This is a genomic window from Hymenobacter rigui, assembly GCF_003944715.1.
Classification (GTDB): Bacteria; Bacteroidota; Bacteroidia; order Cytophagales; family Hymenobacteraceae; genus Hymenobacter; species Hymenobacter rigui.
In genome coordinates, this window is the sequence record NZ_RWIT01000024.1 from 1 (window position 1) to 20008 (window position 20008).

Annotated in this window: 17 protein-coding genes; 6 read left to right on the forward strand and 11 right to left on the reverse strand. The window is 58.9% G+C overall.

Features of this window, described 5'->3' with window-relative positions:
* Positions 1–186 precede the first annotated feature (186 nt).
* From EI291_RS21840 to EI291_RS21860, 5 genes are all read right to left on the reverse strand, one after another.
* Entirely contained in the window at positions 187–585 is a 399-nt protein-coding gene (locus EI291_RS21840) for a hypothetical protein (RefSeq protein ID WP_148103440.1), read from the reverse strand.
* 111 nt (positions 586–696) lie between these two features.
* A complete protein-coding gene (locus EI291_RS21845; protein ID WP_125424417.1) occupies positions 697–2997 on the reverse strand; it encodes a GH92 family glycosyl hydrolase in 2301 nt (766 codons plus the stop codon).
* 77 nt (positions 2998–3074) lie between these two features.
* Positions 3075–3545, reverse strand: coding sequence for an HAD domain-containing protein (locus EI291_RS21850; RefSeq protein WP_125424418.1), 471 nt, complete (start codon positions 3543–3545; stop codon positions 3075–3077).
* 18 nt (positions 3546–3563) lie between these two features.
* Complete coding sequence (locus EI291_RS21855; RefSeq protein WP_125424419.1) at positions 3564–4052, reverse strand: nuclear transport factor 2 family protein; 489 nt, start codon at positions 4050–4052, stop codon at positions 3564–3566.
* A gap of 115 nt (positions 4053–4167) precedes the next feature.
* Complete coding sequence (locus EI291_RS21860; protein ID WP_240635634.1) at positions 4168–4578, reverse strand: cupin domain-containing protein; 411 nt, start codon at positions 4576–4578, stop codon at positions 4168–4170.
* Between the two features lie 418 nt (positions 4579–4996).
* Between EI291_RS21860 and EI291_RS21865 the strand changes: the two genes are divergently transcribed.
* The gene (locus tag EI291_RS21865) at positions 4997–8428 is read left to right on the forward strand and encodes an AAA family ATPase (RefSeq protein WP_125424421.1); all 3432 of its coding nucleotides are present in this window, start codon (positions 4997–4999) and stop codon (positions 8426–8428) included.
* A gap of 185 nt (positions 8429–8613) precedes the next feature.
* Here EI291_RS21865 and EI291_RS21870 read toward each other — a convergent pair whose 3' ends face one another.
* Positions 8614–9681, reverse strand: coding sequence for a DUF6687 family protein (locus EI291_RS21870; protein WP_240635635.1), 1068 nt, complete (start codon positions 9679–9681; stop codon positions 8614–8616).
* Positions 9682–9747: 66 nt separating this feature from the next.
* Entirely contained in the window at positions 9748–10068 is a 321-nt protein-coding gene (locus EI291_RS21875) for an HNH endonuclease (RefSeq protein WP_125424423.1), read from the reverse strand.
* Between the two features lie 220 nt (positions 10069–10288).
* On the opposite strand from EI291_RS21875, the gene EI291_RS21880 reads away from it, so the two are divergent.
* From EI291_RS21880 to EI291_RS21900, 5 genes are all read left to right on the forward strand, one after another.
* A complete protein-coding gene (locus EI291_RS21880; protein WP_125424424.1) occupies positions 10289–10729 on the forward strand; it encodes a hypothetical protein in 441 nt (146 codons plus the stop codon).
* A gap of 162 nt (positions 10730–10891) precedes the next feature.
* Positions 10892–11200, forward strand: coding sequence for a thioredoxin (gene trxA / locus EI291_RS21885; protein WP_125424425.1), 309 nt, complete (start codon positions 10892–10894; stop codon positions 11198–11200).
* A gap of 211 nt (positions 11201–11411) precedes the next feature.
* Positions 11412–13709 carry a TonB-dependent receptor gene (locus EI291_RS21890; protein WP_240635636.1) on the forward strand — a complete coding sequence of 766 codons (2298 nt, stop codon included), beginning with the start codon at positions 11412–11414 and terminating at the stop codon, positions 13707–13709.
* A 9-nt stretch (positions 13710–13718) separates the two neighbouring features.
* On the forward strand, positions 13719–14621 hold the full coding sequence (locus EI291_RS21895) for a DUF4249 domain-containing protein (RefSeq protein WP_125424426.1): 903 nt from the start codon (positions 13719–13721) through the stop codon (positions 14619–14621).
* A gap of 174 nt (positions 14622–14795) precedes the next feature.
* Complete coding sequence (locus EI291_RS21900) at positions 14796–15221, forward strand: lipocalin-like domain-containing protein (RefSeq protein ID WP_125424427.1); 426 nt, start codon at positions 14796–14798, stop codon at positions 15219–15221.
* 102 nt (positions 15222–15323) lie between these two features.
* Here EI291_RS21900 and EI291_RS21905 read toward each other — a convergent pair whose 3' ends face one another.
* From EI291_RS21905 to EI291_RS21920, 4 genes are all read right to left on the reverse strand, one after another.
* Positions 15324–16145 carry a purine-nucleoside phosphorylase gene (locus EI291_RS21905; RefSeq protein ID WP_170172762.1) on the reverse strand — a complete coding sequence of 274 codons (822 nt, stop codon included), beginning with the start codon at positions 16143–16145 and terminating at the stop codon, positions 15324–15326.
* A gap of 134 nt (positions 16146–16279) precedes the next feature.
* Positions 16280–18040: a signal peptide peptidase SppA gene (sppA, locus tag EI291_RS21910; RefSeq protein ID WP_125424428.1), complete on the reverse strand. Its 1761-nt coding sequence runs from the start codon at positions 18038–18040 to the stop codon at positions 16280–16282.
* Between the two features lie 151 nt (positions 18041–18191).
* Positions 18192–18635, reverse strand: a complete 444-nt coding sequence (locus tag EI291_RS21915; protein WP_125424429.1) for a carboxypeptidase-like regulatory domain-containing protein — start codon at positions 18633–18635, stop codon at positions 18192–18194.
* Positions 18636–18660: 25 nt separating this feature from the next.
* Positions 18661–19908 (reverse strand): replication-associated recombination protein A, encoded by a 1248-nt coding sequence (locus EI291_RS21920; RefSeq protein ID WP_125424459.1) that lies wholly within the window; start codon positions 19906–19908, stop codon positions 18661–18663.
* Between the last annotated feature and the right edge of the window lie 100 nt (positions 19909–20008).

Below are 20008 nucleotides of genomic sequence, written 5' to 3' on the forward strand. Positions count from 1 at the left end.
CTGCCGGGCTCCGGGCTCAGTCAGCGCCTGCGCCACGCGCTGGCGCAAATCCATCGAATACGCTTGCATATACCTGCTTACGTACGCTAGGCGACGGCAGCTACACCGTTCATGAATCCGCTATAAGGATACACTTTGTGGTAATCTGAAGAGGAATTCAGACTCTACTATTCGTCACTATTGGAGCTACTTGAGTTCTAATTCATTCACTTCGATATCAACTTTTTTCCAGTTTTCAGAATCAATATTCTTATTATCAACTTCTTTAATCCAGCTTATTCCTGGCAGTATCCTTATTTTATCCACATGACGCTGTCTATAACTACCGGGGCCAGGGTTCATCATTTGATATTCTATCACCCTATTACTTGAATGTATATTCTGATATTCAATAGTTTGAGTTTTCCAATCACCTCTCCAGATAAAAAGCAGCTTGAGGACAATCATTGTAATAATTAGTACCACAGTAAATATTACTGCTGTAGTAATGCTCCAGCGAAAGAACACTTTACCTACATAGACGGCTGCAGCGGCAAGTGCAACAACCAAAATACACAAGCTTATCAACAAGCTATTGATATCCAATGGAGTGGTTATATCGGCTATTAATAAAGTAGACGATACTAAAAACGTTATTAGTAAAACCCTATTTATCTTCATCGATTCACTACCTAGAATTTTTACGGCTATGCAGCCTCACGGCCGCGCCGCCATCGTAAACACCAGTTCCCCGCCCTTCACCACGTCCGCAAATTGCAAAAACGGCCGCGTGAGTTTCTGGCCGTTGAGGCGCACTTCCTTTACGTACACATTTTTGTCGCTCTGGTTTTTGACGGTGATGCGGAAGGTGTTGCCGTTTTCCAGATTCAGCGTGGCCCCGTGGATGGCGGGGCTGCCGAGGGCGTATTCCGGCGAGCCGGGGGCTACGGGATAGAAGCCCAGGGCCGAGAAGATGTACCAGGCCGACATCTGCCCGCAGTCGTCGTTGCCGCCGAGGCCGTCGGGGATGGGGCGGTACATTTTGGGCAGAATCATCCGGACGCGGGCCTGGGTTTTCCAGGGTTGGCTGGTCCAGTTGTAGAGGTAGGCCACGTGGTGGGCGGGCTCGTTACCGTGCACGTAGTTGCCGATGATACCGTCGCGGGTGATGTCCTCGGTTTCGGCGAAGAACTTATCCGGCAGGTGCATCGTGAACAGGGAATCCAGGTGGGGCAGAAACTTCTTTTCGCCGCCCATCTTGGCAATGAGGGCGGCGGGGTCCTGGGGCACGTAGAGGCTGTAGTTCCAGGCGTTGCCCTCAATAAAGCCCTGGTCGTGGGTGCTCAGCACGTCGAAGCGCGGGCGGAACGAGCCGTCGGTGAGGCGGGGGTGCATGAAGTTGATGCGCTGGTCGTACACGTTCTGCCAGTTTTGGGCCCGCTTGCTGAACTCGGCTTCGATGTCCGTCTTGCCCAGCTTACGGGCCAACTGCGCAATGCACCAGTCGTCGTAGGCGTATTCCAGGGTTTTCGATACCGAGGAGCCGCTTTTGTCCTCGGGCACGTAGCCAATCTGTTCGTAGAGGATAATACCGTCGAAACGTTGCTGGTGGGCGGTGGCCACGCAGGCGTCGAGGGCGCGCTGGGCCTGGTCGGCGGGCACCACGCCTTTCAGCACGGCATCTACCACCACCGGCACCGCGTGGTAGCCAATCATGCACCAGTTTTCGTTGGCATAGTGGCTCCACACGGGCAGCATGTGCAGGGTGCTCTGGTCGTAGTGGGCCAGCATGCTTTGCACCATGTCGGCGTTGCGCCGGGGCTGCAGCAGGTTGTAGAGCGGGTGCAGGGCGCGGTAGGTGTCCCAGAGCGAGAAGGTGGTGTAGTTAGTGAAGCCCTCGGCCCGGTGGATGTTCTGGTCGAGGCCACGGTACTGGCCGTCCACGTCCATGTAGGTAGTGGGGCTGAGAGCGGCGTGGTACATGGCCGTGTAGAAGTTCTCCTTGTCCACCCGTTTCGGCGACTCAATTACCACTTTGCTTAGCTCCTGCTGCCACAGCGCCTGCCCGGCCCGCTTCACGGCCTCGAAGTCCCAGCCCGGCACTTCGGCGCGCATGTTGCGCAACGCCCCCTCAGTGCTCACCCCCGACAGGGCCATTTTCACCTTCACCTTCTCCCCCGCCGTGGTCTTGAAATCGAAGAACAGCCGCAACTGCTCGCCGGCCAGCTCGGGGAAGTTCTGGCTCTGGTCGAAGCGGCCCCAGAAGCCCCGATACACCTGCTTCTTGGAGAGGTTGCGGCTGCCGTAGCTCACGAAGGGCTTCGAGAAGCTCATAGCGAAATACTGGGTGCGGGTGCGGGCCCAACCGTTGGTTTGGCGGTAGCCGGTTACCAGCGTGTCGTTTTCCACCCGCACAAACGTCCACACGTTCTTATCGGGGTAGTTGTAGATGCCGGCTGTGAGGTCGAGGATGATATGCGCCTGCTCCGACTGCGGAAACGTGTACTGGTGCATACCCACGCGGTTGGAGGCCGTCAGCTCGGCCAGGATGTCGTGGTCGTCGAGCTTCACGCGGTAGTAGGCGGGCTCGGCCACCTCGTTCTGGTGCGAAAACCGGGAGCGGTAGCCCCGCTCGGGCTGGTCGGCGGTGCCGGGGTTGAGCTGGAGCGGGCCGGTGGTGGGCATCACCAGAAAGTCGCCGAGGTCGGAGTGGCCGGTGCCGCTGAAGTGGGTGTGCGAGAAGCCCACGATGGTTTTATCGGCGTACTGGTAGCCGGCGCAGTACTCGTACACGCGGGGGTTGTACTTGCCGCTGAGCTCGTAGCCGATGGTGTCGGTATCGGGCGAGAGTTGCACCATGCCAAAGGGCACCGTCGCCCCCGGGTAGGTGTGCCCCATCCGGGCCGTGCCCACCAACGGCTTGGCGTACTGCACCAGGTTTTCGGTGGTTTTGGCCTTCTGGGCTAATGTGGGAACGGCTGCCAGGAGCAGCGCAGCAAGGATGGAAAGGCGGGGCATCAGCTTCGGGAGGTGGCGTAGAAGCTGGTAAGGTAGGGAGGTGTTACAATACTATTACAGTAAACTTCTAGCTTCTCCTATCTGGTCTGACCTAGCAGAATACTTAATGCCTTACTAGTTGCTTCCTCATTCAACCCAATCATTGGCTTAGTCATCACCCATCTTTTTTTAATATAATTGGGTAAACCGTTTATTGAGAGGTCGTCATCAATAATTACGTAATCCTCAGCTGCGCCGAATTGATCCACCCAAGCCTTAATCTCTTCACTCCTATTACCCAGTAAATTAATCGAATCCTTTTCATTAATTTTTACAATATCACTTGCTACCACACCCCTTTCCCTGAACAATATATACCACTGCTCTAAAGAAAAATTTATTCTATGTGTTGTTGTTAGCACAATAGTCGAATTTGTTGCAGAAATAATATCCGCTAAATTTTTCGATGCACTTTCATCAAATTTCAAGAATCCATCGGCTAACACCTCCGCTTTTCGCCAGATTGGTGTCGTTACCAATACTCCATCAATATCGAGTAAAATTTTCATAAATCTATTGACAGTATATCAGTGCCCATAACTCACCACCCGCGTCACCTGCCAGCGCCCGTCGCGTAGGCGCCACACCATCATGTTCTTGAAGGTGCCGCAGTCGTCACGGCCGTTTTCTACGTGGCAGAAGCGGTGCTGGTAAGTTTCCACGGCACCGTAGTTGTGGATGGGGTACACCTCCAGGGTGCCGGGCACGAGCTGGCGGTTGAGGCCGGTGGTTTTGTTCTGTTCGAACAGATTCCGGAAGCCCTGCATGGTTTGCTGGAAGTTGGCCAAGCCGCCTTTGTCGTGGTAGAACTCCAGGTCTTCGGCGAAGAAGGTTTGCAGCGTGGCCACATCGTGCCGGTTGAAGGCCACAAACATCAGGCTGTCCTGCCGGGCAATGGTGCGGTACAGTTCCGGCGACACCGGCGGCTGGGCCGCTGCCGTGGCGGGGGCGGCGGGGCCTACCGGGGCGCAGGCGGCGGCCAGGAGCAGGAGCAGCGCGGGTAGCGGGAGTTTCATGTGCGTTGGCGGAGGCCTGAATGGTGGCAAGGTAGAGCTTCCGCTGGATTTCTGACACGCTGGCTTCTAACAGAAGTATTTAGGCTGGGAATTGCGCAGCTTGACTGGCGGCCGGCTAATCGACCTTCAGCGGCGGGCCTATCACTTTCATTTCGTGGGCGGCAAACAGCTGCGCAACCTGCTGGGGCGTGGGTTCGGTTGTCAGGGCCGCCATGGCTACAAAAAACTCCTCCAGTTTGCCGGCCGGCTGCATCGTAACCAGCATGTGGCCTCGGGCACTTACCTGCGTCCAGGCGTGGGGCACCTGACGGGGCAGAAAGATGGAGTCGCCGGTTTTGAGTCGATACTTATCCTCTCCTACCTGAAACGCATATTCCCCGTCTAGCACATAGAAAACCTCATCCTGCCCCAGATGCACGTGCAAAGGCGTGCCCCGGCCCTGCGACAGGCTGGTTTGCTCGAAAATAGCTAAGTCGCCGTTGGTATCGTGGCCTGATACCTTCACGTCCAGGATGTTCTGATTCACACCCTTGAGTTGAATATGGCCATGCCGACGCCCTTCGCCGGCGCGGGCCCTGAACCCTTTGGCGTTGCGTTCTTCTCTCTGAAGAACATGGGGCCCGACCGTGGCGGCTGGCAGGGCTGCCAGAGTAGTGCGAATGAAGTGACGACGTTGCATAGCATCGGCCGGTAAATGCGCGAAGAAATCGACGAACTGTAGCCCGGTCCGGAAACACTGCCGCCACCAGTTCAGCTGCCCGGAACTATTCCGTACCAGAAGATACCATAGTAAAACCAGAATATAGAATTCGTGGACTTTGCCCCAAAGCCAATGGGGTTTCAGGAATGCATTGCGGCACTGGTCAGTTATCTTTGTAGGAGCCCGAAAGGCGTTTTCGCGTACCGGAAGCCCCGGTTGCTTCCTGGTTGTTGCTCTTGCCCGCATGAAAATTCTTCGCGTCCGTTTTTTCAACCTCAACTCTTTGCGCGGGGAGCACGCCGTTGATTTCAGCCAGACTCCCCTCTCCGACGCCGGCCTGTTTGCCATCACTGGTCCCACCGGCGCGGGCAAAACCACCATTCTGGACGCTATTACGCTGGCCCTCTATGGGCAGGTGCCCCGCCACGAGAGCAGCGGCCCCGAGCACGTGATGAGCCACGGCACAGGCGAAAGCTGGGCCGAAGTGGAGTTTGAGGTGAACGGGCAGCAGTACCGCAGCAAGTGGGGCCAATACCGGGCCCGCAAGCAGCCCGGCGGCAAGCTCCAGGACCCCAAAATGGAGCTGAGCGAACGGAAAATGGCCGAGGATGGCACCGAAACCTGGCCCTTCCTGGAAACCATGAAGCGCAACGTGCCCGTGCGCATTGCTGAGCTGAGCGGGCTGGAATACAAGCAGTTTCTGCGCTCCGTGCTGCTGGCCCAGGGCGACTTCACCCGCTTCCTGAAGGCCCCGGCCGGGGAGCGGGCGCAGTTGCTGGAAAAGATTACCGACACCCGCAAGTACTCCGATATTTCCCGGGCCGCGTTTGAGCGGGCCAAGCAGGAAACCCAGCTGGTGGACCAGCTGCGACAGGGTTTGGAAGGCGTGGCGCTGTTGTCGGCGGAGGAAGTGGCGCACCTGCAAACCGAGCTGCAGGACCTCAACGCCCAGCTCACCAAAGTCACTGCCACGCAGGAACAATGGCGCGAGGCCCGGCAGTGGCACCTGCGCCTGCAGGAGTTGCGCGAGAAGCTCCGCATCACCCAACAGCGGCAGCAGGAACTTACGGCCCAGGCTGAAACCCTGGCTCCGCTGCGTCAGCGTCTGGCCCTGCACCAGCAGGCCGCGCCCTTCGCCACCGACCACGCTTTGCTTCTGCAAACCGAGCGACAGGTAGCTACTCTTCGGCAGGAAGTAGCGCAGCTCCAGGCCCAGCTGCCCAAGTTGCAGCAGGCTGCCACCGCCGCCGAAACCGCCGGCACGGCCGCTACGCAGGCGTACGAGCAGGCTGCAGCTACTTTGCGCACCCAGGAGCCGCGCTTGCGCGAAGCGGAGCTGCTGGACCACCAGCTCCGGGAAAAGCAGCAGCAGCTGGAACAGGGCAAACAGGAATACCAGGAGCAAAACCAACTCTGGAAGCAGCAAAACCAGGAAGCCACCACCGCCGACCAGCAAAGCAAGCAGCAGCGGCAGCAGGCCCGGGACCTGCGCGAGTGGCTGCTGCCGCGCACGGTGCTGAGTACCGTAGCCGATGCCCTGCCCCCCCTGAGTGGTTACCTCCAGGACTGGCAGTACATCCAGACGGAGCTGGCCGAGCTGAACCGCAACCTGCAGGTGCGGCGGCAGCAGCTGGCCGCGGCCACGGCCACCGAGCAGGCCAGCTCGGAGCTGCTGCGCACGGCCCAAACGCAGCTGGCTACCGCCACCGAACAGCAAACCACCGCCACCGCCACCCGGCTCGACTGGCGCCACCAGCTCAGCCACCACGTAGCCCGGCTGCACCACGAGGAAACGGCTCTGGAAACCAGCCTGCAGGATTTACGACGGCTGATGCACGCCCACCAGTTGATTCTGACCCACGAGCAGGCCCGCCAGCAGCTGCAGGCCGGCGAGCCGTGCCCGTTGTGCGGGGCCCTGGAGCACCCCTACGCCGCCGGGGTGCTGGGCGTGAGCGAAGACTCGGTGCAGCGCGACCGGGACCGGGAACAGGAGCTTACCCGCCAGATGGTAACGCTGAAAGGCCGCATCAACCGGCTGGTCAGCATCAGCGGACTACTGGAAACCGATACGCTGCCCACTGCCCCGGAAAGCACCGTATTGCGCTGGCTTTCGGAGGAAGAGGAAACCACCGTGCCCGCCATTGTGCGCGGACTGGTGCAGGAGCTGCGCACCCTGGAGCAGCAGCAGCAGCAGGCCCACCTGGCCCAGACCAAAGCCGAAGCCGACCAGCACAACGCCCGTCAGCAGCAGCAGCAGCTTCAGACGGAACTGCAGCAGCTTGCCCTGCGCCTGCAGGATACTCAGGAGCAGGCCCCCAAAATCAAGGAAATTATCAGCAGCCTGCTCAAAACCTTTGGACTGGATTTTTCGGGTGAGAACGGACCGGAATTGATGCGCCGGCTAGAGCAAGCCGGTACCGAGTACCGCCAGAAGCTGCAGGAGGTCGAAAAACTGGAGCGGGAACTGGACCTGACCCAGGAGCGCGCCAACGCCGCCCTGCAGCGCCGCCAGGAGTTGCAGCAGTGGCTGGATAAGCGCAAAACCGAGCTGCACGCAGCCCACCTGGAGGTACTGCAGCTCCAGCAGCGCCGCCAGGAGCTGCTCCCCGATGCCGATGTGGCCCAGGCCCGGCAGCGGCTGGAAACGACTTTGCTCCATACTGACCAACACCGCCAGCGCCTCGATCAGCAGCTCCAGCAGCACCGCACCACTCTGTCGGTGGCCGTAGATAAGCTGCAGCAGCGCGAGCAGGCCCTTACCCAGCAGCAACAGGAGCTGCAGGAGCGCCGCACTACTCTCGCCCAAAACCTCACTGCCGCTGGCCTGAACCCCGAGCCTGCTACCCTTCCGGCTTTGCTGTTACCTCACGCCGAGGCCACGGCTGTGCAGGCCCAGCTGCAACGCTACGAGCAGGCCGTGCAGGTAGCGAACCAAACCGCCGAGGAAACCGCGCAGCAGCTAACCGCCGAGGAAAACCGCCACCTCACCGCCGAACCTATGGAAGCCGTGAGCCACTACCTCAGTATTGCCGGTGAGCAGCTGGCTACCCTGCACCAGCAGGTAGGTCAGCGGCAGGAGCGCCTGAATGCTCACCAGGTTGGGCAGGAGCGCCATGCCGCACTGGCCGCACAGCTGGAGAAGCAGCAGCAGGAAGCCCGCCGCTGGCGGCAGCTGGCCGACCTCATCGGCTCCGCCGATGGCAAGAAGTTCAGCGAGTTTGCCCAGGGCCTCACCCTGGCCCGCCTCACGGACCTGGCCAACCGCCACCTGCACCGCTTCACCGACCGGTACCGCATCCTGCGCAACGCCGAACAGCACCTCGATCTGCTGATTCAGGATGAGTACCAGGCCGGGGCTGTACGCACCATGAATTCGTTATCGGGTGGGGAGAGTTTCCTGGTGAGTCTGGCCCTGGCCCTGGGCCTCTCGGAGCTGGCCGGCCGCCGCACCCAAATTGACACGCTGTTCATTGATGAAGGCTTCGGCACCCTCGACCCCGATACTCTGGACGTGGCCCTCTCGGCGCTGGAGCTGCTGCAGGGCACGGGCAAAACCATCGGCATCATCTCCCACGTCGAGGGGCTGAAGGAGCGGATTGCCACCCAAATCAGCGTGCGGAAAGAGGCCGGCGGCGTCAGCTCGCTGCGGGTGGTTGGCTTTGGGGAGGAAGTGTAATGCCTTACTATGCATTGCCATTCCGAGCGAAGCTGTTTGAGACGTGAAGAAACGTCATGCAGAGCCGAAGGCGAAGCATTTCGCGTGCTGACGTCTGAATAGCCTGGCAACGCCAGTACGCGAGATGCTTCGGCTGCGCCTTTGCATGACGGTCAGCAAGTTGTAAACGACTTTTCAGACACACCTCAAGCCTCCTCGCGCTGGCCGGCAGTCCGGATTTCGGCCCAGGTCCAATAGCGCTTCGGCTCAATACCGGCGTAGCCCGCCCGGAAAAACGCCACTACTTCCTGCTCCAGCCGCTCTGGGGTGATGGAGGAAACATAGATGGGCCGCTGGTCGGGGTCGGCGTAGCGCTGCACTTTGGTGAGGCTCTTGCCGCTCAGCCGCAGCAGCGGACCGGTATCGGTAATGCCGTCGAAGGTCCAGCGGCGCGGGGTAGTTTCCAGCTGATTCAGGCGGGCAGTAAGGGCGTCCAGGGGTAAGCGGGGCAGCGTGGGTCGGCTTTCCAGATCAACCCAGGTCGTGTACTTGTATTCGAACTCGTAGCGCTGCCCACTGTACAGGCTCAGCACCACATCGGTACCCGCCGTGGCCCCGAACAGCGCGTAGTACGGCAGCGGCTCCGGCATGCACACCACCGTCAGCCCAATTTCCGGGTAGCGGCGGATGGTAGTGGCCGGGCGCTGCACAGTGGCTACGCCCTGCTGCACGCGCAGGTATTCCGGCTCCCAGGCAGCACGGCCGGCTTCGGGGTTCTCCAGCACCGCCGCGAAGCGGGGCAGAAACCACGCGAACTTCTCAGCCGATGCCTCATCCTCGCGCCGCCGCCGGGCCGGGGCTCCAAACGGCTCGTAGAACCGAGCTTTTTCCTCGGCATTCAGCCAGCACACCAGCTGCAGGGCGTGGTCGGCCTGCGGATCAAGCCAATTCATTTCCCGGAAGTCGCCGAGGGTGGCGACCAAGCGCAGCAGGTGCTCGTGGCGCAAGGCCAGCGCCGGATTCAGCAAGGCCCACACGCCCACAAACCCGTCAATATCAAAGTGGTTGGCCGTTACGGCGGCGGCTTCCAGGCCCGGCGTGTTGGGCTGGTGCAAAGCCCGCAGCACCGAGCCGGCACTGGTATCGTCGCGCAGCCCATCCGGCGTGGCGGCTCCACGCCAGTGCGCCAGCGTGAGTACCGCACCCAGCCCGGTACTGTCCACTACAATAGTCGGCTGCTGCCGGATCTGGCGGAAGGGCACAAAATATTTCACGATGATGCGGGAACAGTCTGGTACAAGGCAAAGGTACTGACCGGCATGGTTGCCGACTTCAGCCCTTTACCGACGGGGCCGGCGGTTACTGATGCGCTCTACCTTGCTGCGGCATACCCAGTGCAGATAAACCTGCAGTTCGGGTGCTTCGCGCAGGAGCTCAATGGTGTTGTACTGCCGGGCCAGCTGCCGGTTATCGAGCAGCAAATGAATGGTACTGTGGCAAGGCTGGCACAACTCAACCACAGGTCCGTAGCGGCCACCCTCCTCCCGGGGTACCAGGTGGTGGCGCGAAGTATGCTGTACCTCCCGCCCACACAAACCACACTGCCCCGCCCCCGCATGGGCCGCAGGAGCAACCGGCCATTCAATCTTCTTTTTTCGCATACTGCATTTCAGCATCTACGGAGTGGCATCAGATACCAGATTGATAGTCAGAGGGGATTTTTTTTGAAAGCAGCACAAAATCTTATTGGAGTTGTCGAATATCATTTATATTTGATTGCGCCTCAGTTGTATGATCATGTGAAGTGGGTAGATACCGGGTGCTTTCGTCTTCTCTCGTCTTCTTTTAAAAAGTCGGTTTTTCACCTTTATCGTTTCCCGTATGCGCGTTTCTACTCCTGCTCTCTCCCTCCGCCGTTTGCTGCAAACCGTTGGCTTTTTGTTGGCGTTGGTAGTTTTTTCGCCTACACAGGCAAAAGCCCAAACCTGGCTGGTATCCACGGATGCCTACGTGAAGATTGGGGTAATGGATAAGTTCGGCCAATTAGGCGGCTACACGGCCAAATTCGTTGTGATTAACCAGGAAACCGGTAAGGAATACGTACTGGTTAAGCAGGTTCCCAAAGGCCAGAATGGCATTGATGTGATATTCCCTTCCGAAGCAACTGAATCCGAGTACTTCAAAACTGACCGTGGCGAAGCGGGTAAAGCAGCTCCTGGCCGCTATACCTGGGAGTGTCAGGTTGGCGGAAAAAAAGTAGTTGGTGGCCGCTTCGGTTTTTCTGAAGTCGCAAATGATGTTACCTTGGTGGGCAAGAATTAACTCCTCTTTTCACCCGCACTCACCCACACCCAAAAGCCCAGTGTTGCAGCACTGGGCTTTTTTGGGCCTTTTTAGTTCATTTTAGCCGCTTACCGTTCCGGCGAAACCACCGTATAACGGGGAATACAGCCGCATGGTGCGGCAGATGCAACGACCCTGTATATGCCCAAAAAGTCTTTTTCTGAGTTGATTAACAGTCCGGGCATGCCGGTACTGGTTGATTTTTATGCCGACTGGTGCGGCCCATGCAAAACCATGGCTCCCATTCTGGAGCAGGTGGCTAATCAGCACCAGGGCAAGCTCAAAGTCATCAAGATTGATGTGGACCGCAACCAAGCGGTAGCGCAGCAGTTTCGAGTACAGAGCATTCCAACGCTTATTCTGTTCCACCAGGGGCAGCCGGTATGGCGGCAGGCAGGCGTAGTGCCCGCCGCACAAATCAGCCAAGTGGTACAGGGCGTGCTTCGCTAAGCCAATGGATTCTGCGGGTTTTACCCCAAAATCTATGCCTTGAAGCTGTTTATGGCGTTTTCCCAGGCCCGGCAACTCCGGCCGCCACTTTTGAATCATTTATCGACTCATTCGGTCGTGTGCGGCGTGTGCCCGTACTTTGGGGCTCATGGATAGACAGGGTAGAATGGTGGTTCAGTTTCTGATTTCTGGATTTCTGGTTTTGCTGACCGTGCTGCCCAACGCGGCCTGGGCACAGATTCAACGTACCCTGAGTGGCACCGTGCGGACTACCGGCACGGCCGAGGCGCTGCCCGGTGCCACGGTAGCCGTACCCGCCCTGGGCCTGGGTGCCACCGCCGATGAGCAGGGCGCCTATTCGCTCCGGCTGCCAGAAGGTCGGCATCAGGTAGTGGTTTCCTTTATCGGCTACCAGACCCAGACACTGACTATCAACCTGACCCGTAACCAGCGCCAGTCGTTTCAGCTGGCTGGGGCCGGCAATGAGCTGGGAGAAGTGGTGGTGGAAGGCCGCGGCTCGTTGCAGCAGAAACTCCAAACCGCGCAGATGAGCGTGGAGCGCCTTACGGCCAAGGAAGCCAAGCTGCTGCCCGCCCTGTTCGGGGAGGTAGACATCCTGAAAACGCTGCAGCTGAAACCGGGCGTGCAGAACGGCGGCGAGGGTACCTCGGGCCTGTTTGTGCGCGGCGGCTCCGCCGACCAAAACCTGGTGCTGGTGGATGATGCCCTGGTGTATAACCCCAGCCACCTGTTCGGGCTGTTTTCGGTGTTCAATCCCGATGCCGTGCAGTCGGTGGATTTGTACAAGGGCGGGTTTCCGGCGCAGTACGGCGGGCGGCTGTCGTCGGTGGTGGATGTGAAGCTGCGGCCCGGCAACCCCGAGAAGTTGGGCGTCAGCGGCGGTATTGGCCTGATTTCGTCGCGCCTGACGGTAGAAGGCCCCATCAAGAAGGGCAAAGGTGCGTTCTTACTATCGGGGCGGCGCACCTATTTTGATGTATTCACGCGCCAGATCAACAAGCTCAACGAGGGCAAGGACGACTACAACCCCATTCCCGACTACTACTTCTACGACTTCAACGCCAAGGCCAATTATAAGCTGGGCAGCAAGGATGAGCTGTTTCTGTCCGGGTATCTGGGCAATGATAAGTTTGGGTTCAGCTCGCAGAACGGCTTTAACTTCAAGTTTAACTGGGGCAATGCCGTGGGCGCGCTGCGCTGGAACCACGTGTTCAACCCGCGGCTGTTTCTAAATACCACGGCCTCCGTCACGCGCTACGAGTACCAGATTCGCAACCAGCTCGACCAGTTTGCCTTCAACCTGTCGTCGAACATCCGCGACCTGACGCTGCGCTCCGACCTCGACTACCTGCCCAACGACCGGCACGCGCTGAAATTCGGGCTGACGGCCACCGCCCACCGCTTCGGCACGGGCACGCTGCAGGCCGGCTCCGAGGACGGCCGCCTGGCCCTGGGCTCCAGCACCACCTACCCCGGTGCCGAAGCCGCCCTCTACGCCGCCGATACCTATAAGCCTACCCAGAAATGGCAGCTGGAGTACGGCCTGCGCCTGTCGGGCTTCCAGTCGGGAACCGACCACTACGGCGGGCTGGAGCCCCGGGCAGCGGTGCGCTACTCACTCACGCCCACCGTGTCGTTGAAAAGCAGCTACGCCCTCATGTATCAGTACGTGCACTTGGTTACCAACTCCGGGGCCTCGCTGCCTACGGATATCTGGTATCCGTCGCGTAAGTCAGTAAAGCCGCAGCGGAGTCAGCAGGTGGCGGCCGGTATCAGTTGGCTGCTGGGCGACGGGCGCTACCTCATCACCAACGAGGTGTACTACAAGTGGGCCCAGCGGCAGATTGACTTTAAAGACGGAGCCCAGCTGTTTGTGAACCCCGACCTGGACTCGGAGTTCCTGTTTGGCAAGGGCTGGGCCTACGGCAACGAGATATACCTGGAGAAAAAGCAGGGCCGCACTACTGGCTGGGTGGGCTACACCCTGGCCTGGACGAAGCGGCGCTTTCCGCCCCAGCGCGGCACTACTGGCGTCAACAACGGCAACACCTTCTACCCCACCTACGACCGGCGCCACAACCTGACGGTCGTGGTGCTGCACAGCCTCTCGGAGCGGGTGCAGCTCACGGGCTCCTTCGTATTCAGCTCGGGGCAGGCCACTACCCTGCCGCTGGCCCGGTTTGCATTCCAGGATTTGTACGGCGAGAAGGTGGCCGGTGTGCCTGTGTACCCGCAGCGCAATACCTACCGGCTGGCCCCCTACAACCGCCTCGACCTGGGTGTGGTGTGGAAGATGCGGCCCACCCGCTGGATTCCGGAAGCTGACCTCACCTTCAGCGTATACAACTCCTACAACCGCCGCAACCCCTATTTCGTGTATTTCGACCAGGTGAAGGACGAGCAGACGGACGAGGTAATCCGCTTCCGAGCCCGGCAGGTGTCGTTGTTCCCCGTCATTCCGTCGGTAACCTATAACTTCAAATTCTGAGCGCGGAGTATGCAGATTTCTCAGATTACGCGGATTTTGGTTTTGGCATTTGGGCATGAGGCTCAGCCGAACCCGTTGGGCAGCCGGCGGGGCGCTGTGGGCCGGTGGGCCGCGGGGACGCTGCTCGCGGGGCTGCTGGCGGGCTGCGGGCTGCAGAAGGACGTGGACGTGGTATTGCCCGATTACCCGCCTCAGCTGGTGGTGGAGGGCTACCTCGAAAACGGGCAGGTGCCGCGCCTTACCGTGTCGGAATCGGTGCCGTACTTGGCCACGCCTACCCCGCAGGTGCCCACCGATGTGAAAGCCGTGCTGACGCTGCCCAACGGACAGCGCCTGGAGCTGCCTTTCAGCCCCGGCACCGACCGGCGCACCGGCAAAGTGTACACCCACACCGGCAGCCGCCGGCTCACGGCCCTGCCCGGCCAGACGTTTGGCCTGGAACTCACCGACTCGCAGGGCCGCCGCGTGACGGGCTCGGCCACCATGCCCGCCACCGTGCCCATTGATACGGTGGAATGGAAATTCAACGACAAGCAGGGCGAGTTCCGCAAGGCCTACGTACTCACCCGCTTCCAGGACCCCGCCGCCACCGCCGACTACTACCGCCTGCAGATTCATAAGAGCCGGTTGGCCACCTCCCCCACCATCGACTACACTCCCGAGGACCGCCTCAGCAACGGCCAGGAATTTACGCTGGGCACCAGCTACCAGTTCGACACCAACGACACCTTATTCGTCTCGCTCTACCACATCGATCAGCCGTACTTCCGGTTTTTGCAGTCAGTGCAGGATGCGCGCAACGCCAATGGCAACCCCTTCGGTCAGCCCGCCGCCATCAAGAGCACCGTGGAAGGCGGAATCGGCGTGTTTACGATACTCAGCTATGATCGGCGCATGGTGATTTTGAAATAGCGGCAGCATACGTATTATGCAACCGCAGCCGCCACGGCGGGCTCTCTACTATACCCAACCTGCGGTACAAAGCGCTGCTGCTCCCGATAATCTGCCTGCCTTCTTAAGTATAGAGTTCTTACAGAAGCACTATCTTTCAACTGCATTTCTTACCCCCTATTTCTTTCTCTTTTTATGAATCGATTCAGTTTTGTTGTTCTTGGATTGCTGGCCGTATCCGGGATATCCTCCAGCTGCTCCAAAGACGACGTTAAGCCCGCCGCTACTACGTCGGTGGTAACGGCCCAGATGGCCCAGAAGTGGCGGCTCGACGACGTGTACCTGAACAACCAGCCGGCAGGCAGCGGCAGCGCTATCAAGGACCGGTACACTATCCAGTTCAAGGCCGATGGCACCTACGTACAGACGCTCATGGCCGATGGCACCACCTTCAACGGCACTTGGAAGCTGGATGAAAGCAAAATGCTGCTGAACCTGGTGGACCACAAAGGCACGGCGCAGGATTACAACGTAGGCAAGGTATCCAACCAGGAGTTGCGCTATGCCTGGGTGAATAAAAGCGGAGAAACCGAAGAGCGGCGCTTCACCAGTGTACTGTAAATAGCCCTTGGCTATTGCGCGTAAACAAGCTGATTTACATAAAAAGAGGCCCGCTACCACTTGGTGGCGGGCCTCTTCGATTTATGAAGATGTATTTGAGAATTACAGCTTCTCCAGTACCCGGCGCAGCAGCGCCGTGAGGCGAGGCTCGGCTACGGCAGCCGTGCGCAGAATGTCGGCAATGTCCACCTTCTTGAGCTTACCGGGGGCGCACAGGTCGGTAATAACGGATACGGCCAGCACCGGCAGCCCCATGTGTACGGCGGCAATTACCTCGGGCACGGTGCTCATGCCCACGGCATCGGCCCCAATGGTGCGCAGGTAGCGGTACTCAGCGGGCGTTTCCAGCATGGGGCCGGGCAGGCTGGCGTACACGCCCCGACGCAGATACTGCGTGAGGTCCAGCTCTTGGGCGGCTTCCTCGGCCAGCTGCAGCAAACTCAGGCTGTAGGGCTCCATCATATCGGGGAAGCGCAGGCCCAGCTCATCCAGGTTTTTGCCAATGAGCGGGTTGGTAGGCTGCAGGTTGATGTGGTCTTCCAGCAGCATCAGGTCGGAGTAGTTGTAGTCGGGGTTGAGGCCGCCGCTGGCGTTGCTCACGAACAGGTGCTGAATGCCCAGCAGCTTCATTACGCGCACCGGAAATACCACCTGCTCCATGGTGTAGCCCTCATAATAGTGAAACCGGCCGCGCATCACCAGTACCCGCTTGCCGGCCAGCGTACCGGCCAGCAGCTCGCCGGCGTGGCTTTCCACCGTGGATACCGGAAAGTGTGGAATATCGGCGTAGCTGAAGCGGTACTGTACTTCAACTTCCTGCGCCAAAGCGCCCAGCCCGGTTCCCAGGATAATACCCGCCTGGGGCCGGAATTCCAGCAGGGCGTGGCGGAGGTAGGTGGCGGCTTCGTTCAGTTCTTTCATCATCAGTTTTTTGGTGCAAGGTACGGCTTCACGCTATGGCTGCGCGGTGGAAAGCACAGCGTCGTTCAACGGGCCATTGCGTGAAAACAAAAAACCACCGACTTGCGCCGGTGGTTTTCTACGTGAAGCAAAAACCGTTACTGCACGTTCACCTCGAACGGCATCCGCATTTGCGCGCCTTTCATTTCGGAGAGCTTCTTGTACTGCTGGTACATGGGGTACATCGGGCCCATTTCGTCCTTCACCATGCGCAGGCGGGCTTCCTCGGAGAATGAGCTGAACAGGTTTTCAGCAAACGACTTCTGGCGGGGCAGCTTCTGGATGCGGTAGTCGCCTTCCTTCAGCTTGGCACGGCGGGCGGCAATGCGCAGGGCATCGTCCATGGAGCCCAGTACGTCCACGAGGCCCCGGGCTTTGGCTTCGGTGCCCGACCATACCCGGCCCGAGGCCAAGCGGCGCAGGCGCTCCACCGGCATGTTGCGGCCAGCGGCGGCTTTAGTGGTGAAGTCGGCGTAGATGCGGTTGATTTCCGCCTGAAACTGCTGCTGCTCAAACGGCGTGAGGGCGCGCGTTACGGTAGGAAAATCCGAGAATTTACCGGTGGTTACCCGGTCGGTGGTAATGCCGATTTTGTCGCGCAGGAAGGGCTCAATATTCGGCAGCACGCCAAACACCCCAATGCTACCCGTAATGGTGGTCGGGTGAGCCACAATGGTGTCGCAGCCCATGGCAATGAAGTAGCCGCCCGACGCCGCCACGTCCGACATGGAGCAGATGATGGGCTTCACTTTCTTGGTCAGCATTACCTCGCGGTAAATGATATCGGACGCCAGCGAAGAGCCACCGGGCGAGTTCACGCGCAGTACCACGGCTTTCACGTTCTTATCGAGGCGGGCCTTGCGGATGGCTTCGGCGAAGCGGGTGCTACCGATGCTTTCGTTGCCGCCCTTACCCGTTACAATGTCGCCCTCGGCGTACACTACGGCAATGCGGTTGCCGCTGGTGCTACCCTCGTCATCACCGGCCGACTTTTTGTAGTCCGACAGTTCAATCAGGCTCAGTTTTTCGTCCTTCTCCACGCCCAGCTTACCCTTGATATAGTCGGTGGCCTGGTCGTAGTAGCCCAGGTCGGTTACCAGCCCGAGGCGCTTGGCGTCATCGGCGTTGTGCACCAGCATGGAGTCAGAAATAACCTTGAGGCGGGCCGGCGTAATTTTGCGGGCAGCGGCCACTTCGGCCAGCATGGAGTTATTCAGCGAGTTCAGGAATGAAGACGTCTGCAGGCGGGCCGAATCCGACATGCTGGTGCGGAAGAACGGCTCCACGGCGCTTTTGAACGAGCCCACGCGGAAAATCTGCGCCTGCACGCCCAGCTTATCGAACAGGTTTTTGTAGTACATCGTCTCCGACGACAGACCGTTGAACTCCAGCGTACCCTGGGGGTTCAGATACAGCTTGTCGGCCACCGAGGCCAGGTAGTAGCTCTTCTCCGACTGCGCATCGGTGTAGCTCACGATGAACTTACCAGCCTTTTTGAAGTCCAGCAGCTCATTGCGGATTTCCTCCATAGAGGCCATACCGCCCTGCACCAGCTCCAGGTTCAGGAAGATGCCTTTGATGTCGTTGTCGCCTTTGGCCCGGCGGATAGCTGCCTTCAGCTCATCCAGCCCGATGGTGCTGCTCTGCCCGCCCGTAAAACCCGACAGCGGATTGGTAAACTCCCGCTCCCCGATGGGCTTATCCAGGGTAAGCTCCAGCACGGAGTTGCTGGCGACGGTTACTTCTTTATCGGAGGAAGCGGCGGCGGCAATGATGAGGACCAGTACCAGCAGGCCAACCCCGGCAAACAGTACGAGGCCGGTGAGGGTGGCCAGTACGTACTTGAAAAATTGTCTCATGGAAGTAGCAGATTAAGTATCTGAAGCAAAAGTAGCCGCTTTTCGCGCCCATAGCCGGGTATTCAACCAACAGCCCGGTTTGGAGGTGGAACGGGACTTAAAACGCCTGAGAGAGTAGATGATCTACAGAAATTCAACTCGCCCTGTGTTCTTATTCTCTTATCCAGACTTTACCTGTTCCTATTCCCAAATCAACTTGCCATAAAGTGCCCTTGGACACAGTAATGAGTTTAAAAGTAGTTGCGGGAAAGCCTATACCACTGACAGTAAATCGATAAGAACCTTCTCTAAGCCATAGATTATAATCACCCAACTCGTTTGTTGTTATCCGCTGAGTAGAGTTTGTTGCTGTATTGCGAGCCTCAATAACCCATTGTTTAGCAACCATATCAGACTTGTAAGCTTTTTTCGCAGAGCTCAGCGAAACAATACGCCCTGAAACTAAGGCAAGAATACTGTCTACAGTTCCTTTCTTCTCAAGAACAAGAATTCGGCTGTGGGCACCTCTATACTTTTGACAAACTACTTTGTTCGTTTGAGCTGGTAATGGTAGTGAGCAAAGCAAAGAGATAATAAGTATTAGAAGTTCTTTCATATTTCTGCTTGAGAGATAATCTGATTTAATACCCGTATTTCTCGCCCCAGAGCTGGCGCAGGCGCTCCTGGGCTTTGATCTCGGCGGGGTTCTGGCCGGGGTGGTAGAACGTGGTGCCGCTGAGGGCTTCGGGCATAAATTCCTGGTAGGCGAAGTTACCGGGGTAGTCGTGAGAATACTGATACTGGTTGCCGTAGCCCAGCTCTTTCATCAGCTTGGTGGGCGCGTTGCGCAGCGGAATAGGTACTGGCTGCACGCCCTGCTGGCGCACCAAGGCCCGCGCCTCCCGGATGGCTTTGTAGCTGGCATTGCTCTTGGGCGAGGTGGCCAGGTACACCACTGTCTGCCCCAGAATAATATCCGACTCCGGCATACCAATGACCGTTACGGCCTGGAAGCAGCTCTGAGCCAGCATCAGGGCATTGGGATTGGCCAGGCCCACATCCTCAGAGGCCAGAATGAGCAGGCGACGGGCAATGAACTTCACGTCCTCACCACCTTCCAGCATCACGGCCAGGTAGTAGAGGGCCGCGTTGGGGTCGGAGCCGCGGATGCTCTTGATAAAGGCTGAAATGACGTCGTAGTGCATTTCACCACCCTTATCGTAGCGCGCCAGGTGCTGCTGGGCCAGCTGCTGCACGCCTTCATCGGTAATGACGATTTCGCCGGTTGTAGCATCAGGGCGGCTGGCTTCCACCACAATTTCCAGCAGGTTCAGCAGCTTGCGCGCGTCGCCGCCCGAAATGGTGAGCAGGGCGTTGTAATCCTGCACCCGTACTTTTTTCTGCTTCAGCACTTTATCCTCAGCCAACGCCTTATCTACCAGGCCCGTGAGGATATCCTTGCCCAATGATTCCAGCACGTACACCTGCGCCCGGCTCAGTACGGCCGGAATCACCTCGAACGAGGGATTTTCGGTAGTAGCCCCGATAAGCGTAACGATGCCCTGCTCCACGGCCCCCAGCAAGGCATCCTGCTGGCTTTTGCTGAAGCGGTGAATCTCATCAATGAACAGCACCGTGCCGCGCTGCTTTTTGGCCCGCTCAATCACTTCGCGCACATCCTTCACGCCGGCATTTACGGCGCTGAGTGAGGCAAACGGCTTGCCCAGCTCCTGGGCCAGCAGATTGGCCAGCGTGGTTTTTCCCACGCCCGGCGGCCCCCATAAAATGAGACTGGGCAGCCGGCCCGCGTTCAGGTAGCGGCGCAGCACTCCTTCCGGCCCAATCAGGTGCTGCTGACCGGCATAATCGGCCAGGGTTTGAGGACGCATCCGCTCCGCCAGCGGCGCACCGGAGCGGGGCGCATACGGCTGGGGAGCGGGCGTAGAATCAGAATCGAAAAGGGAGCCAGTGGACATGAAGGCAGAAAAT